This window comes from Halobacillus sp. ABH2_015 (assembly GCF_056158945.1).
Window position 1 is genome coordinate 3,288,267 of record NZ_JBSWUG010000002.1, and the last position, 15,310, is coordinate 3,303,576.

Consider the following 15,310-nt stretch of genomic DNA (forward strand, 5'->3'; position numbering starts at 1 on the left):
GTCTCATCTATTAGGCGTTCTGCAGGTTTTTTTCCTGTTCCACAAGGGATGCCTTGATCAAAGCGGCCGCCCGCTGCAGTTCGTCCGTTTCCACCGTTAATGGGGGAAGCAGTCTCAGGACATTCGGTCCGGCTACAACAGCCAGCAGTCCTCTGCCTCTGAGGGAGTGGACGAGCTCAATAGCCGGCGTGTCCACCTCCACTCCGATCATCAATCCTTTTCCACGGATATCCTTGACGCTGTTTAAAGAGCCAAGCTCTTCTTGGAGCGCTTGGACGAACGTGCGTCCCTTCTCCTCTACGTCGGATAAGAAGGAAGAAACAAAAATCTCTTCCAGCGTCGCCTGCACAGCGGCAGAAGCCAGCGGGTTTCCGCCAAATGTAGAGCCGTGGGACCCGGCTGAAAAGGAAGGAGCCAGTTCTTCTTTTCCGATCATGGCTCCGACCGGAAACCCACTGCCAAGCCCCTTCGCTGTCGTTACGATATCCGGGTTCAGACCATGATGCTGGTAGGCGAACGATTTCCCTGTCCTGCCGATCCCTGTCTGTACTTCATCAATGATCATAAGTGCCCCGAGTTCGTCACACTTGGCTTCAACTGCCTGCAGAAATTCTGTGGTACCAGGGATGACGCCCCCTTCCCCTTGGATCACCTCAACCATGATGGCGGCAACTGAACCATCATGAACGCGCTCAATGGCTTCCTTGTCATTGTAAGGGAAGTATTCGAACGTCTGCAGCAGACTTCCGAACCCTTCCTGAATTTTCGCCTGGCCTGTCGCACTCATCGTCGCAAAGGTCCGTCCATGGAAGGACTGTTTGAAGGAAATAATCTTTTCCCTTCCTGTATGCTTGCGGGCCAATTTAATAGCCGCTTCATTCGCTTCCGCCCCGCTGTTGCAGAAGAAGGCATAATCCAGACCCGATCCTTCACATAAAAGCTCCGCCGCTTTCTGCTGAGCAGGAATTTCGTAAAGGTTGGATACGTGCCACACCTGATCGAGCTGCTTCTGAAGGGCTTCCTGGACCTTGGGTGGACGGTGTCCGAGATTACAGACAGCGATCCCTGATACAAAATCCAAATATTCCTTTCCTTGATCGTCCGTCACTTTTGTACCTTCTCCAGATACAATCGTTAACGGAAAACGGTTATATGTCGGAAATAAACTCATAATACGGTCTCCTTTCGTCCAGAACGGATGGAGGTCCCTTTCAAATGGCTGCCCTGTACAAGACGATCCCCGCCGCTTACAATCCACACTTCCTGAAGCCGGTCCGATAAGGCTTCTACGGCGGACTGCACCTTTGGAATCATCCCCCCATAAATGACACCTTCCTGGATGTACTGATTAATTTCCTCCGGGGTGGTACCCTCAACCAGCTCCCCTTCTACTAAAATACCGGGAACATCTGTGACAAAGAGGAGCTTTTCTGCTTGAACAGCTCTTGCTACTGCGGCGGCAGCGGTATCGGCATTGATGTTTACCGTGCGTCCGTCTGTCGTTTTTCCAAATGGAGCGACGACTGGTACGTATCCACCCTCAAGCAGGTGATCGAGCACGGATGGATCGATCTCTTTCACTTTTCCAACGAAACCAAGCTGTGCTTCGTCCACAAAGTCAGCGGTCAACAATCCGGCTTCAGATCCTTTCACACCGAGAGCCTTTATCCCTCGTCCGGCAAGCCTTCCTGTAATCTGACTGCTCACGGTACCACCGAGGGTCATCTCAACAGCCTCCATCGTATCTGCTGTCGTTTTCCTCAACCCTTCAATAAACTCCCCGTGGATCTGCAGACGATCAAGCAGCCGGCTGATAGCAGGTCCTCCACCGTGCACGATGATGCAGCGGTAATGGGTAAGGAGTTCCTGGAAACTGTCATAAAAATCGTCTGTCAGCTTATCGAGCATACTGCCGCCGAGTTTGATGACAATGGTTGGTTTATGTTCGGTAGCTGGCGTTGATTTTGACGTAGTCATACGTTAAGTCACACCCCCAGGCCGTTCCAGCTCCATTTCCTTCATCAAGGTGTATGGAAATATGCACTTCTTCATTGTCCAGATCCTCCGTTGCCTGCTCTTCTGAAAACGGACACGGCGTCCCTTTGCTGAAGACGAGCTGATCCTCAATATAAATGTCACACGCTTCCGCGTTCACTTCAGCTTCACTGTGACCAATCGCGCCGACAATCCGGCCCCAGTTGGCATCCAGCCCGTAGACGGCCGTCTTCACAAGACTTGAGCCGACTACCTTCTTAGCAATGATCCGTGCCTCTTCATCTGAACGAGCACCGGAAACGTTCACTTCGATGAGCTTGGTAGCTCCTTCCCCGTCTTTAGCGATCTGCTTGGCCAGATCCTCGCACACCAGTTGAAGGGTCGCTTGGAATGCATCCCAGTCTTCGTGATCCTCATCAAGCGGTTCATTATCCGCATGGCCGTTGGCAAGCGTCAAAACCATATCATTCGTGGAAGTTTCCCCGTCCACAGTAATCTGGTTGAACGATTTATCTATCGATTGGCTGAGCGCGCGTTGGAGCGCTGCGGGTTCAATAGCCGCATCGGTCGTAATGAAACCAAGCATCGTCGCCATATTCGGGTGAATCATCCCTGAACCTTTGGATGCGCCGCCGATGGTCACGGTTTTCCCATCAATCACCACCTGATAGCAGGCGGATTTCTGACAGGTATCTGTCGTTAAAATCGCCTGTTGAAAATCGCTGTACCCCTCTTCCGATACTTCAACGGTTTCACACCCGTAGGATATTTTCTCCATAGGAAGCTGCTGTCCGATTACACCGGTGGAAGCGACGGCTACAAAATGTTCAGGCAGACCAAAGCGTCCGGCGATCATTTTTCTCATTTCATAGGCGTTCTGCAAACCTTCTTCTCCTGTACAGGCGTTCGCTACAGCACTGTTAATGACAATCCCCTGGAGTTTCCCTGCTTCATTGACACTCTCCTGAGTCACCTTCAATGGAGGAGCCTGGAAATGACTCTGGGTATAAACGGCTGCAGCAGAAGCTGGTGTTTCACTTAGCAGAAGGGCAAAGTCTTTTTTACGGTAGCGGAGGCCGCTGTGAATCCCGCCTGCACGGTACCCTTTTGGAGACAAAATGGAGCCTCCCGTTACTTTTTCCATCTGCTTTGATTTATCCACTTGTATCAAATCATTTCTCTCCTTCTTTAGTTAGGGATAGACAGGATGTGGCGCAAGTCCTGTTCTTTCGTCAAGCTGGAATAATAGATTCATATTTTGAACGGCCTGACTGGCTGCACCTTTCATTAGGTTATCAATGACACTGACGATGGTCACCCGGTTCGTTCTTGGGTCGACCGTTACACCAATATCACAATAATTGGACCCGGATACGTCTTTCGTAGCTGGGAATTCCCCCGGCCTTCGCACACGGACGAATGGTTTGGATTCATAGTATTTGAGAAAAAGAGAATGCAGTTCTTCGGCTGTCTTTTCTTCTTTTAATGTTACATAGATCGTAGCCATGATTCCTTTCGTCATCGGAACCAGATGGGTGGAAAACGTCACCGGACGCGTGTCTCCACTCCATACAGAAAGCTGCTGCTCAATCTCCGGGATATGCTGATGCTGATTCACTTTATAAATCTGGAAATTTTCCTGGGCATGAGCGAAATGCGTCAATGGATTGGCATTTTTACCTGCTCCGGAAACACCCGATTTCGCATCGATGACAATAGATGATGGGTCAGCAAGGTTTTCGGATATCACTGGACCGAGTCCGAGCAGAGAAGCCGTCGGGTAACAACCCGGATTAGCGATCACTCCGGCTGCACGAATGGCTTCTGCATTCCATTCAGGAAGTCCGTAAACAGCTTTCTGAAGGGTTTCAACAGGAGCGGGCGGCTTTTTATACCATTGTTGATAAGCTTCAGGATCCCGCAGGCGCAGATCTCCGGATACATCGATAATTTTAGCTTTTCCTCCAAGCAGTTCAGGTGTAAGTTCCGACGACACTCCTGAGGGTGCTGCCAGGAACAGGACATCCTGCTCTTCCTTCATCTTTTCAGGGACAAGATCCTGTAATTCATGACGGCTTCCCCCTGCAAACTGAGGAAACATTTCCTCATAAACTTCTCCTGCCCTTGATGAGGAGTACAGCGTTATTTGACTGATCTGCGGATGGGTGCTGAGGATCCGGAACAGTTCCATGCCTCCGTATCCTGTCGCCCCTACAATTCCTGCTTTCAACGAAAAAACCACCTTTATGTATAAATATGATAAGGTCTGTATATTTACAATATTATTAACCCTTAGAAGTCATCTGTCAATAGGTTGTTGCCACATTCTGACGATTTTACAGTGTCGTAATCTCATAGACTGCTGTTGTTGCAATTCATCCAGCTTTTCCAGCTCAAAGTTATCCACATGTGCATAACTGACACCTATTCCTGAAAATTTCTGTTTTTATTCACATATACACACATTTATACACAAAAACCACAATCAAAGTCTTATATGCCCTTCCCTATCTAAGAAAAGGTAAGGATCTTTCCACATAAAAGGTTTGACGGTCACGTTCCGCTTATCGGTGGATGCTTGCCGCGGGCACGACCTCAGCTAACTTGGACAGGAAAACCATCTGTCCAAGTGGATCTTTGGTCCGTGCTGTTCCCGCAGGCGTCACCACCGAACGCTCCTCGAGACCTCACCTTATGACGGAATGAAAAAGAGGAGTTTTTCTGTTCACCAGAAAAACTCCTCTCTTATCCTATAAAGTCATAGGTGCGAAAAAATGTGCTTCCCCTTCACCGGAAAACCATCCGTATGGATCATAACAGCCAAAGCAGAAATCACAGGGTTGTCTATACAATGAAATGGTCCAGCATGTGCCACGCCGTTTCGGTTATTAGACGTCAAAGGTTTGGAAAACGTTGGTCTCATTCAAAGGATAAACGTTTCTCTTCGTCAGGTGGTTAATAATCACCTTATTCCGGTGTACCGACAACCCGAGGTTTGTGGAACCAACGCCATGGGTGTGGGAAATGCCGCTGTGGACATAAATATGATTGGAGTTCGGTTTCTGCTGCACCAGACGGTAATCCTCTGTCACTTTATACCGGCCCTCATCGTCCCACACCAATAGATCGGTGAGTTCCGTGACAAAGTCCGGAACATATGGCTGATAACCTGTGGCTGCAATAATCACTTCAGAATCATGACTGAATGTTTCACCCTTCTGAATATGACGGCCTTCAAGGGTGAAGCCCCCCGATTCATTTCTTTTTATTCCATTGATTTCACTGAGCACTTTCAATCCGACGTTCAATGTCTCCCGGCCGACCGAATGCTCGTATAACAAATTATAGATATCATTAATGGTATGATTGCTGATTCCTTTGTAATACAATCCCTGCCCGGCAAAAATATCATCTTTCTGCTTTTGGGGAAGCTGATAAAAATAATCCACATAATCCGGAGAAAAGTGCTCCAGACTCAACTTTGATTCTTCCATCGATTCAAATCCGGCAGAACGGGTGATCCAATCCAGCCGGTAGCCCCCGCTCTTCTGCTCTTTCAGAAGTTCGCGAAACGTTTCGGCAGCACTCTGTCCTGAACCGACAACTGTAATCGATTCCGCATTCCTGCAGTGGTCGTAGTGGGATAGAAATTCAGACGTATGAAAAACCCCCTCGCCTTCCACTTTTCGGAACGAGGCCGGCATCACAGGGACACTGCCTGTGCCGAGCACAAGGTTCTCTGCGTAATACGTGCAAACCTCCTGTGTTCCTACATCACGGACTTCAACCGTATACAACGACTTTTCTTCCTCGAGCGTCAATCCCACAACTTCTTTTCCAAACACACAGCTGGTCAGCTGTTCAGCGGCCCATTGGCAGTAATCGTTATATTCCCTCCTCGGGATATCCAGGCGCTGCAGAAAATAAAAAGGATACATCCGTCCATGTTTATTGATGTAATTCAAAAAGCTGTACGGGTTTGTCGGATCCGCCATCGTTACTAAGTCAGCGAGAAATGGGACCTGCATTTTCGTCCCTTCGATCAACATCCCTGGGTGCCATTCAAAGGCGGGCTGTTTTTCAAAAAACAGAGCCTCTACATCTTCAAGCGGCTCAGAAAGTGCTGCTAAACTGAGGTTGAATGGTCCTACCCCTACACCGATTAAGTCAAAAACCTTTTCTTGTTGCTCCATCATCCACGACTCCTTATCTGAAAAGTGATAGATTTCAGAATTTGATCTACTAGTCTTATGTTATCATATGCTCAGGATGTTCGTAGAGAGGAGCAGATATACTTGAACGATGAAGTGAAGATACATAAAAAAGAACCCGCTGCTTACATGGACGTCCTTCTGCTGGCTGATGAAAGCGAAGAGCTGATCCGGTCGTATATGAACGAGGGCGATTTCTATGCGATTACTGTAGACGGCAGAACAGCAGGGGGATGTGTATGTACGTTCCCGGAAGAATCTACCATCGAAATTAAGAATATCGCTTTAAAGGAAGCTTTCCGCGGGCAGGGAATCGGAAAAGCAGCGATTAAAAAGATTGAAGCCTTTTACAGGAGCAAAGGAAAAACAAGGGTGATCGCCGGAACATCCAACTCCAGCATTGAGAACCTCTTGTTTTACCAGAAAGCCGGCTTCCGCTTTCATTCTATAAAAAAAGACTTCTTCCTGTCCTATCCGGAACCGTTCTATGAAAACGGCATACGGGGGATCGACATGATCGTCTTTCAAAAGAAGCTTTGACAAACCAAAGAACCCCCGGAGAGCTGTTCCCAAAGAGAGATGAACGAGATTCATCCATCAAAAAACTGCCGGAAACCTTTCCGACAGCCTTAAGGATCTGCTTTGATAGATCCGTCTGCTACAGCCACCCGGATCTTCCAATGAGAAGACATGCTTCAAATCCGAATTTCACTCCATAATAAAAGAGAACAAGTCCGGCCGTTCTCTGAACCCATTTCAGCAGAGTAAAGGTCATGATGGATCTGCTGAAATGGACAATAAAAGCGAGATTCATGTTCCACAATCCGATTCCAATAAAGACCATGGAGCTGATCAAAAAAGAGTGAAGAACATCCTCTTTCTGCAGCGCACCGCTTAACACAGATCCGTAAATGCTTACCCAGAAAAGAATATTCATGGGATTGGTGCCGGCAATCAGCACGCCGCGGGCATAGGAAACCAAGGAGGCACCACGGCTGCTCCTGTTTCCTTCCGCTGCGTCCCATTCCGCTACGACAGGTTTACGGAAGCTTGTCCACCCGGCATGCGTTAAAACCAAACATCCAAGAAGCAATAAAGTAATCTGCACCCAAGACCATGACAGCACAGTGCCTGCTCCTAAAAACATCACAAACATCAGCAGTAAATCGGAAGACATCCCGCCAAGCCCTACACATAACGCCGGCCAGAAGCCAAAGGTCAGCCCTCTCCGGATAATTTCTATGTTAATGGGTCCGACAGGGGCTGCTATAGATAATCCCAGGACAATGGAACCTGCAAGAAGAGTAACCATCCATTCTCCCCCCTGCAGATTTAATCAACGACAATGTAGGCAATCATAGGTCCGTCGGTATCGATCTCTGCATGCGTTGTACAGATCAGCCGGTAGATGCCTTCCTTATCAAATTTCAAATCCACCACCGTTTCCTTGCCCTGCTCCACCACTCCTTTGATGTCTGTACCTTCAATATAGAAAGGATGCTCTTTCCCATTCACTCCATAAATGGATAATTGGACATCCTCTCCCTTTTCAATAAGAATTGTTCCCGGGTCCCATCGGTAGGCTTCCATTTCTGTGCCATCCGCTTTTTCGGCTTTGAATTCCCCTGTTACAAGCTGGACCACCCGCGGTTCTCCACCTGACGGGGCTGTCGTTGTCGAGACGGCACTTTTCCAAAAGAATGATCCGATAAAATAGGCGGCCAGTGCTATAACAAGGGCACCCCCGATCAGACCGATTTTCTTCGCCGACCATATCCATGCTTCCATGTTTATCCCTCCTGTAGATGTTCCTTACATATATATGCAGGTCCTCCAGGGGAACTTGTCTCTTTTTTCCCATACAAAAAGAACAGCCGTCCGGCTGTTCTCTCTCATCCATATTAAAAAAAGAGCTTTGGATCAATCCATTCCGTATAGGACGAGGATTCATCGTCTTCGCTGAGAAGCAGGGACCGGCACCGCTGATCATAATCAAAGGGTATGGCCTGCGTATAATCCGCAGGGTACACGTCCGCATTTCTATACTGGGTGAAAGGTCGATCGAGCGGGACACCCCGGACTTGATCCTTCTTCAATTCTTCAACAACGATGCCGCCGATCTGGCGCCCCAGTCGAAGGCCCTGGTCGTTGTCGACAGGATAGTGAACACCAGCGAGCAGCCGTGACCGGGCATTTTCCTCCGCGAGCTCCCTGATTTTTTTCCTTTCTGCCGGAAAGAAGTAGGTTAATATAGCTTCTGCGGCTCCGGATACGGTTGCATGGCCGGACGGATACGAAGGATGGTCCGGTGTGCAGATGACGGTGGCCAGAGATGGATCAAGCTGGTTCGGACGCGGCACCAGCCACTTATACTTCAACGACCAGCAGACGACGAACGCATCATTCATCCCACTGAACAAAGCCCCTAACATCCGGGCAGCCCGTGGAGCTTCCACCCCATAAGTGTCGATTAAACGATCAGCAATCGGAAGCCACTGCTTGGAAGCCGGCCCCTCCCCCCAATATTTCGCTACACGGATGTCATGGTCCGTCAAACCTGCCAGTACTTTCTTCACTTTCTTTAACTCTTCCTGCCAGTGGATCGTTTCCGGGTCCTGGATCATTAAACGGATTGGCTGTCCATCAAGCCGTTTGAACCCATGCCGGCGGCTGTGGTGAATAAAATAAGTCTTCCATTCACCTGCCTCCACTTCAACACCGGAATCGAGCTTCGGAGGATGATCTTCTCCTGCGTAAGGCAGTTCCGTCCAAAGTGGATAGTTGTGATTACGGGACATACGCTTCCCCTCCCTTATGTCATACCATATGACACAGGGACCACGGTGGTGTATTTTTCACCGAGCTGATGAACGCTGAGTCCCGGACTGAGCTTGAATCAATCCCGCATATCTGCCGCCCTGTTTCATTAAGGACGTATGGGTCCCCTGCTCTACGATGGCCCCATTCTCCATAACAAGAATCACATCCGCCGATCGAATCGTATGCAGACGGTGGGCGATGACAAAACTTGTCCTGTCTTTCATCAATTCCGTCAGTCCTGCATTGATTTTGATTTCCGTCACTGTATCAATACTGCTTGTCGCTTCATCAAGGATCAAAAGTGCCGGGTCAGCGATCATGGCCCGGGCGATAGAAAGAAGCTGGCGCTGCCCGTGGCTGACCCCCTTCCCATCCGAATCGAGTTTCGTATCATAGCCGTCCGGAAGCCGGACGATAAAATCATGAGCATGTGCAGAAATGGCGGCTTGCTCCACCTCTTCATCCGAAGCACGAAGACGGCCGTACCGGATGTTTTCCCGAATTGTCGTGTTAAACATGACAGCGTCCTGGAGAACGACTCCCATCTGACTGCGCAGACTGTCCCGGCGGATATCGCTCAAAGCTGTACCATCCAGCAGGATGCTTCCTCGATCCGGTTCAAAATAGCGGGATAACAAGGAGATTACAGTGGTCTTCCCTGCCCCTGTCGGTCCTACAAGGGCCACTGTCTGCCCTTGTTTCACCTTGAAGCTGATATCCTTCAAGGTATCCTGTCCTTCCTTGTAGGCGAAGGAGACATTCTGGAACTCCACTTCCCCCTGCAGAGGAATCGATACAGACCGGGATTCATCCTCGGTTTCCATCTGTTCATCCATCACTTGAAAAACTCTTTCCGCTCCTGCAGCAGCTGACAGGATCATATTGAATTGGTTGGCAAGATCATTAAGAGGCCGGGTGAACTGACGGGAATAGGTCGTGAAAGTCACAATGATTCCAATCGATATGAATCCATTGACCGCGAGAAGGCCGCCTGCTCCTACAATAATGGCAAAGCTGACGTTATTCAGCATGTTCATCAGTTTGGGGATAAACCCGGTATATACCTGCGCGTAATAGCCGGACTCTCTCAACGCTTTATTTTTTTCAGCAAAGTCCTCAATGACGCGGGGTTCTCTTGAGAACATTTTTACGATGAACTGACCGGTGAACATTTCCTCTACATATCCATTCACGTCACCGAGATTCCGCTGCTGTTTCTTAAAAAAAGGGCCTGTCCGGTTCGTAATCCATTTCATACCGGCATACATGACCGGAACGATCGTCAATGTCAAAAGAGTCAGCACAGGGCTCAGCCAAAGCATCATTCCGATTGTACCCACAATGGTCAACACGCTCGTAACGAATTGGACAACCGCTGTGTTCAGCGTCCGACTTACATTTTCAATATCGTTGGTCAGACGGCTCATCAGCTCCCCCTGCGGCATTGTTTGAAAATAGATGACAGGCAGCTGCTGAACATGGGCAAATAACTGGTCCCGCATACCCTGCACAGCCTCCTGGGCAATCCCGATCATCCAGTAATTTTGGAGCCATAAAAAGACAGAGTGCATCAGATATACACCCAAGAGAAGCCCAAGCATGATGAGCAGCTGTCCTCTACCTGGATCCTCAATGACGGTATCTACTGTTCTTCCGAGCAGGTAAGGTCCGAGAAGAGAAAGACCCGCACTTAGTACAATAGCTGTTATAACGAGGAAAAAAGCCCACTTGCGTCCACTCATATAGCTCCAAATCCGTCTTAAAGTCGAACCAAATTGATCCGCCTTCTGTCCTGACATTCCGATTGAGTGATGGCGGCCTCCCCCTGCTTCCTGGCGCTTCATGACATCACCCCTTCCTTTTGTGACTCAAAGACCCGCTTGTAATAGGCATTCGTTTCAAGCAGTTCCTCGTGTGTTCCTTTCGCAGCAATCCTCCCCTGATCAAGCAGCAGAATCAGATCCGCCTGCTGGATGGAACTGATCTTCTGCGCTGTAATGAAGACCGTACAGGACTGATCATCCAGACTTTTCAACAGCTGTTTTTCCGTATGGGCATCGAGAGCACTGGTGCTGTCATCCAGCAGCAGAACAGACGGATTCCGCACTAAAGCCCGCGCAATGGACAACCGTTGTTTCTGCCCGCCGGAAAAAACGACGCCCTTCTGCCCGATTTGTGTATCATACCCACCAGGAAGTGATTCAATGAAGTCAGCTATCTGCGCCTGAGCGGCCGCCTCCCTGATTTCTGCTTCGTCCGCTCCCGGTCTGCCCCAGCTGATATTTTCACGGATCGTTCCTGAGAAAAGCTGGACCTCCTGAGGAACAAGACTGACGGACTGCCTTAACACCTCCAGGGAATAATCCTCCATATCTTTTCCGTCCAAAACAATTCGACCGGATTCTTTTTCGTATAATCGGGGTATTAAATGAAGGAGAGACGTTTTACCTGAGCCTGTTTCTCCTATGATTCCCACGGTGCTTCCGTTCTCAGCTTCAAAGGAAATGTTGTTTAGAATACGTTGCCCGCCCCGGCGGAAAGAGACATTCGAGAAATTTATTCCACCTTCGACATGGTCAAGCGAACAGGACCCGGCCGCACGGTCGGTCTCCACAGATGATAAAAGAACCTCTTCCACCCTCCCGGCAGAAGCCTGGCCGCGGGAAACCATCACAATGAGGAAGGTGAACACAGAGAATGTGAAAAGAATTTTAGTCGCATAATTGATGATGGCGACAAGCTCTCCCGGCTGCAGACTTCCGATGGCCAGAAAACCGGAGCCCGTCCATAACAGAACGAGAATGACCACATTCATGCCGAGCATGACCATCGGCATAGCGGTTTCCATCAACCAGAGCGCCTTTTTATTCTCAGCGACGAGCCCCGCATTAGCCGTGCGGAACTGCTCTTCCTCGTAATCTTTGCGATTGAATCCTTTCACAAGACGGACGGCAGATAAATTCTGTCTGATTACATTATTCAAAGCATCAAGCTTTTCCTGCACTTTTTTAAAGTACCGGACCCCTTTCATTAAAGTGAAAAATAAGAATACGAGAAATACAGGAACACCCCCAATCAAAATCATGGAAAGCCGGACATCAATGGTCAGTGCCATGATAAGGGCAGAAATGATGAAAAGAGGGGCGCGAAGCCCGATTCTGACCAGCATGAAAAGCAGGGACTGCAGCTGTATGACATCGTTTGTAATTCTTGTAACGAGACTCGGTGTCGAGATCCTTTGAAATTGATCATCGGTAAAATACTGGACTTTTTCAAATAAGTCACGACGCAGGTCATGCCCCACTCCTTGACTGAAATCGGCGGCATAAAAGGAATTTGTTATCCCGGCAGCAAAGGCGGCGAACGATAACCCGAGCAGAACAAGTCCCCAGATCGTGACCTCCGATAAATCACCCGGGACAATTCCATCATCGATAATTTTCGCCATAAGGACGGGCTGAGTCAGTTCGACGATCAACTCAATCACCATCAGCAGTAAAGCGATAACTACGGATTTCTTATATGGAATGGCATAAGAAAATATTCGTTTCATATTTTTTCCTTTCCGGCTGTGTCCACTATACAAGCTGTTCCGTATACAGCCCCTGTGTTATGTATGGTCCGACGCATGCACTTATACAAAAACCCCGAAATTCATTATATAAGTATAACTTTTGTATAACCTGTACACCCCTTTCCAACAGGCTGTACAAACCAAAAACACGGACTTAGTTGTTGCTTAACCAACTATTTTTAGTTCATAATGGTCTATGTTGAAACTAACCTTTTTGTAACTACTTGTGATGTGAATAAAAAGGAAATAGAATTATAGTAATAGCGTTTTCCGATTTATCAGGAAGGTGATCCATTTGGACAATATAAAGCCAATTTTTCCGGTTACGGAAGAATTGCTCGAACTTGTGGACTTGTTGAATCAAATATCTCAATCAGAGGAAGAAAAAATCATTCCTCAAACAATGACGGTATTAAATAAAGTATATGCCCAGGGCATCATGGAAGGCTATGAAAAAGCCATGCAGAAACAGGGGCAGAAAAAATAAATGGAAAAGAGGCGGGACTGATGGGAGGCAGAGTCGGCATTAGTGTCACACTTGAGGTCGTCTGTGGGAAATGGAAGGGGTTGATTCTCTGGAAGCTTCTTCAGGCTGAATCCATGCGGTTTAATGCGCTGCGTCGTACTCTTGATGGTAATATTTCTTCGCGGATCCTGGCACGTGAGCTGAAACAGCTGATGAATGACGGACTTGTGGAAAGAATTGACCATCAGACCGTTCCGCCTCATGTTGAATACCGCTTATCCCCTTACGGCCGCTCAACAGCTTCCTTCCTCCATGCTATGAACCAGTGGGGAATCAAGCATCAGGAAGAATTGGAAGCTGCACAGCCCTATCCTGACCGGGCAGGTGACGAATCCACATCTTAAGAAAAAAGAGGCACGTTCATACACGTGCCTCTTTTCTCTTCGTCTTATTCATCTGCGGGATATAGGAGACCAATCTGTCTGCGGGCTTCCTCCATAATCCGGGCAGTGATCAACGTGTGTTCGAAGGAATTTACAGAAGACTGTTTCGCCCCCCGTCCAGTGACCTCAATAAACTCAGCCACTTCATAATACATAGGAGGAAAATCACTCTCGACCGTCAGTTCTTCCCGTTTTCCGTCCCGGTATAGGATGTGGATGTTTTCCGGTTCAGATATGTTCGGAATGATCATGGTCCCTTTTTCTCCTTGAATTTCTGAAGGAGAATGGGAGTCGATAATCTTCGAGTGCATAACGACCCCTTCCATATCGCCGTAGTCCGCTGTTACAGATCCTTGGCCGTCGACACCGGATTCCAGAAACAGGCCGTTTGCTTTAATGGAGCGTGGTGCCCCGAATAAAGCCGCCATCGGATAGATGCCGTAAATCCCTAAATCCATCAATGAGCCGTTGGATAATTCAGGTTTGAAGGCATTCAGGACCTCCCCTTGCTTATACGCGTCATAGCGGGAGCTGTACTTACAGAAGTTCCCTACATACCGGCGGACAGGGCCCAGCTTATGGAGATGCTGCTTCACCGCTGAAAATCCAGGCATCAGCGTGGACTTCATCGCTTCCATCAGGACGACCCCTTGGTTTTTGGCTGTATCAATCATACCGGCAATTTCCTGCTGGTTTGACGCCATCGGCTTCTCACAGAGTACATGTTTTCCATGCTTCATAAGAGTGACCGCATGTTCGGCGTGGAGAGCATTCGGACTGGCTATGTAGACGGCCTCGATTTCTTCACTGAGAGCCAGGTCTGTTATTTTTGTGAAACGGAGTGGAGCTCCGTACTGATCGGCGAACGCATCGGCCCGCTCCTGGTTTCTTGAATAAACCCCTGTCAATTCAAATTCCGGATGGCTGCGCCCGGCTTCAATCAGCTTTTCGGTAATGGTATTTGTTCCTATGATGGCAAATTTCAAAACGATACACCGCCCCTTCTTTATGGTCATTATACATGAAACCATAGGAAACCCCTATATTTACCGCTAGTTTTTCAACTGATTCCAGCCCAGCTCAGCCAGTTTTTCCTGTCCCTTTTTGTTCGGGTGAACATCCCGTTCTATGATATATTCCGGATGTCCTTCAAAAGCTCCATACGCATCAATCAGCGTAACAGAGGCAAAATGACGGACCAGTTGGACGAGTGATTGATACTGCTGATTAATGTAGGAGAGGGGGGCACTCAACTGATCAGAGGCTGCCGGATAGGGATTATATAAATTATAGACAAGAATTTCCCCGTCTGACAAATCGTCAATTTCAAGGATTGTCGAATACACATTATAAATAAGATCTCTGATGACAGGTGCCGCTTTCTCCAGATCCACCCCTTGTAGGTTATCGTTTTTCTTGAGGAAATTGAGCAGGTCATTCCCTCCAATATAAAGAAGGATATAATCCGAATCAGCGACCGCTTTACGGAAGACCTTATTTGTTTTCAACTCCTGAAGCAGTTCTCCTGATGTAAGTCCCGGGACACTGAGATTATTGACGGCCATGTTCCCTTTTTTCCCAATCAAATAAGGAAAAGCATAAGGTGATGGCTGTTTATTGACGGGGGTAAGGTGATACCCATATGGGATGGAGTCACCAAGCGCTGTGATCTGCTTTTCAGGGAAGCTGTAGACATGGACAGCTCCCGTCATCCATATGAGCAGAAACAGTAGTAGTCCTGTCTTCTTCATGTGTATCGTCCTTTGCTGGTTTATGTAGAAAGGCGCCGGCAGAGCCGGCC

General features: G+C 48.4%; 15 protein-coding genes. 3 read left to right on the forward strand and 12 right to left on the reverse strand.

The genetic code is table 11. The features are described 5' to 3' along the window. Positions 1-10: 10 nt before the first annotated feature. The 5 genes from ACXAD6_RS17045 to ACXAD6_RS17065 all read right to left on the reverse strand — a co-directional run bounded on the left by ACXAD6_RS17045 (position 11) and on the right by ACXAD6_RS17065 (position 6,188). On the reverse strand, positions 11-1,171 hold the full coding sequence (locus ACXAD6_RS17045) for an acetylornithine transaminase (RefSeq protein WP_474969909.1): 1,161 nt from the start codon (positions 1,169-1,171) through the stop codon (positions 11-13). Then, a complete protein-coding gene (gene argB, locus ACXAD6_RS17050) occupies positions 1,168-1,977 on the reverse strand; it encodes an acetylglutamate kinase (RefSeq protein WP_474969910.1) in 810 nt (269 codons plus the stop codon). Before argB ends, ACXAD6_RS17045 begins: the two co-directional genes overlap by 4 nt. Continuing rightward, entirely contained in the window at positions 1,940-3,166 is a 1,227-nt protein-coding gene (gene argJ / locus ACXAD6_RS17055; RefSeq protein ID WP_474969911.1) for a bifunctional ornithine acetyltransferase/N-acetylglutamate synthase, read from the reverse strand. Before argJ ends, argB begins: the two co-directional genes overlap by 38 nt. A 21-nt stretch (positions 3,167-3,187) precedes the next feature. Next, complete coding sequence (gene argC, locus ACXAD6_RS17060) at positions 3,188-4,225, reverse strand: N-acetyl-gamma-glutamyl-phosphate reductase (protein WP_474969912.1); 1,038 nt, start codon at positions 4,223-4,225, stop codon at positions 3,188-3,190. Between the two features lie 658 nt (positions 4,226-4,883). After that, positions 4,884-6,188, reverse strand: coding sequence for a lysine N(6)-hydroxylase/L-ornithine N(5)-oxygenase family protein (locus ACXAD6_RS17065; RefSeq protein ID WP_474969913.1), 1,305 nt, complete (start codon positions 6,186-6,188; stop codon positions 4,884-4,886). Between the two features lie 57 nt (positions 6,189-6,245). Here ACXAD6_RS17065 and ACXAD6_RS17070 point away from each other — a divergent pair, with 57 nt between their 5' ends. Continuing rightward, positions 6,246-6,746 (forward strand): GNAT family N-acetyltransferase, encoded by a 501-nt coding sequence (locus tag ACXAD6_RS17070; protein ID WP_474969914.1) that lies wholly within the window; start codon positions 6,246-6,248, stop codon positions 6,744-6,746. A 118-nt stretch (positions 6,747-6,864) separates the two neighbouring features. Here ACXAD6_RS17070 and ACXAD6_RS17075 read toward each other — a convergent pair whose 3' ends face one another. The 5 genes from ACXAD6_RS17075 to ACXAD6_RS17095 all read right to left on the reverse strand — a co-directional run bounded on the left by ACXAD6_RS17075 (position 6,865) and on the right by ACXAD6_RS17095 (position 12,579). After that, complete coding sequence (locus ACXAD6_RS17075; protein WP_474969915.1) at positions 6,865-7,518, reverse strand: LysE family translocator; 654 nt, start codon at positions 7,516-7,518, stop codon at positions 6,865-6,867. 20 nt (positions 7,519-7,538) lie between these two features. Next, positions 7,539-7,994 (reverse strand): cupredoxin domain-containing protein, encoded by a 456-nt coding sequence (locus ACXAD6_RS17080; protein WP_474969916.1) that lies wholly within the window; start codon positions 7,992-7,994, stop codon positions 7,539-7,541. A gap of 113 nt (positions 7,995-8,107) precedes the next feature. Next, positions 8,108-9,004: a vanadium-dependent haloperoxidase gene (locus ACXAD6_RS17085; protein ID WP_474969917.1), complete on the reverse strand. Its 897-nt coding sequence runs from the start codon at positions 9,002-9,004 to the stop codon at positions 8,108-8,110. A 57-nt stretch (positions 9,005-9,061) separates the two neighbouring features. Next, the gene (locus tag ACXAD6_RS17090; protein ID WP_474969918.1) at positions 9,062-10,870 is read right to left on the reverse strand and encodes an ABC transporter ATP-binding protein; all 1,809 of its coding nucleotides are present in this window, start codon (positions 10,868-10,870) and stop codon (positions 9,062-9,064) included. Then, the gene (locus ACXAD6_RS17095; RefSeq protein WP_474969919.1) at positions 10,867-12,579 is read right to left on the reverse strand and encodes an ABC transporter ATP-binding protein; all 1,713 of its coding nucleotides are present in this window, start codon (positions 12,577-12,579) and stop codon (positions 10,867-10,869) included. Before ACXAD6_RS17095 ends, ACXAD6_RS17090 begins: the two co-directional genes overlap by 4 nt. A 307-nt stretch (positions 12,580-12,886) precedes the next feature. Here ACXAD6_RS17095 and ACXAD6_RS17100 point away from each other — a divergent pair, with 307 nt between their 5' ends. Further along, entirely contained in the window at positions 12,887-13,087 is a 201-nt protein-coding gene (locus ACXAD6_RS17100; protein ID WP_474969920.1) for a hypothetical protein, read from the forward strand. A gap of 20 nt (positions 13,088-13,107) precedes the next feature. Continuing rightward, positions 13,108-13,470 (forward strand): winged helix-turn-helix transcriptional regulator, encoded by a 363-nt coding sequence (locus ACXAD6_RS17105; protein WP_474969921.1) that lies wholly within the window; start codon positions 13,108-13,110, stop codon positions 13,468-13,470. Between the two features lie 44 nt (positions 13,471-13,514). Here the strand turns inward: ACXAD6_RS17105 and ACXAD6_RS17110 are convergent, their stop codons facing one another. Both ACXAD6_RS17110 and ACXAD6_RS17115 read right to left on the reverse strand, forming a co-directional pair. Beyond that, positions 13,515-14,525: a Gfo/Idh/MocA family protein gene (locus ACXAD6_RS17110; protein WP_474969922.1), complete on the reverse strand. Its 1,011-nt coding sequence runs from the start codon at positions 14,523-14,525 to the stop codon at positions 13,515-13,517. A 36-nt stretch (positions 14,526-14,561) separates the two neighbouring features. Further along, positions 14,562-15,260, reverse strand: coding sequence for a GDSL-type esterase/lipase family protein (locus tag ACXAD6_RS17115; RefSeq protein ID WP_474969923.1), 699 nt, complete (start codon positions 15,258-15,260; stop codon positions 14,562-14,564). Between the last annotated feature and the right edge of the window lie 50 nt (positions 15,261-15,310).

Excerpts from the sequence above, each read along its gene's own strand:
- ACXAD6_RS17045 (WP_474969909.1), bottom strand. The coding sequence starts at position 1,171 with ATGAGTTTATTTCCGACATATAACCGTTTTCCGTTAACGATTGTATCT.
- argB (WP_474969910.1), bottom strand. The coding sequence starts at position 1,977 with ATGACTACGTCAAAATCAACGCCAGCTACCGAACATAAACCAACCATT.
- ACXAD6_RS17065 (WP_474969913.1), bottom strand. The coding sequence starts at position 6,188 with ATGGAGCAACAAGAAAAGGTTTTTGACTTAATCGGTGTAGGGGTAGGA.
- ACXAD6_RS17070 (WP_474969914.1), top strand. The coding sequence starts at position 6,246 with ATGTTATCATATGCTCAGGATGTTCGTAGAGAGGAGCAGATATACTTG.
- ACXAD6_RS17075 (WP_474969915.1), bottom strand. The coding sequence starts at position 7,518 with ATGGTTACTCTTCTTGCAGGTTCCATTGTCCTGGGATTATCTATAGCA.
- ACXAD6_RS17080 (WP_474969916.1), bottom strand. The coding sequence starts at position 7,994 with ATGGAAGCATGGATATGGTCGGCGAAGAAAATCGGTCTGATCGGGGGT.
- ACXAD6_RS17085 (WP_474969917.1), bottom strand. The coding sequence starts at position 9,004 with ATGTCCCGTAATCACAACTATCCACTTTGGACGGAACTGCCTTACGCA.
- ACXAD6_RS17090 (WP_474969918.1), bottom strand. The coding sequence starts at position 10,870 with ATGAAGCGCCAGGAAGCAGGGGGAGGCCGCCATCACTCAATCGGAATG.
- ACXAD6_RS17095 (WP_474969919.1), bottom strand. The coding sequence starts at position 12,579 with ATGAAACGAATATTTTCTTATGCCATTCCATATAAGAAATCCGTAGTT.
- ACXAD6_RS17105 (WP_474969921.1), top strand. The coding sequence starts at position 13,108 with ATGGGAGGCAGAGTCGGCATTAGTGTCACACTTGAGGTCGTCTGTGGG.
- ACXAD6_RS17110 (WP_474969922.1), bottom strand. The coding sequence starts at position 14,525 with ATGACCATAAAGAAGGGGCGGTGTATCGTTTTGAAATTTGCCATCATA.
- ACXAD6_RS17115 (WP_474969923.1), bottom strand. The coding sequence starts at position 15,260 with ATGAAGAAGACAGGACTACTACTGTTTCTGCTCATATGGATGACGGGA.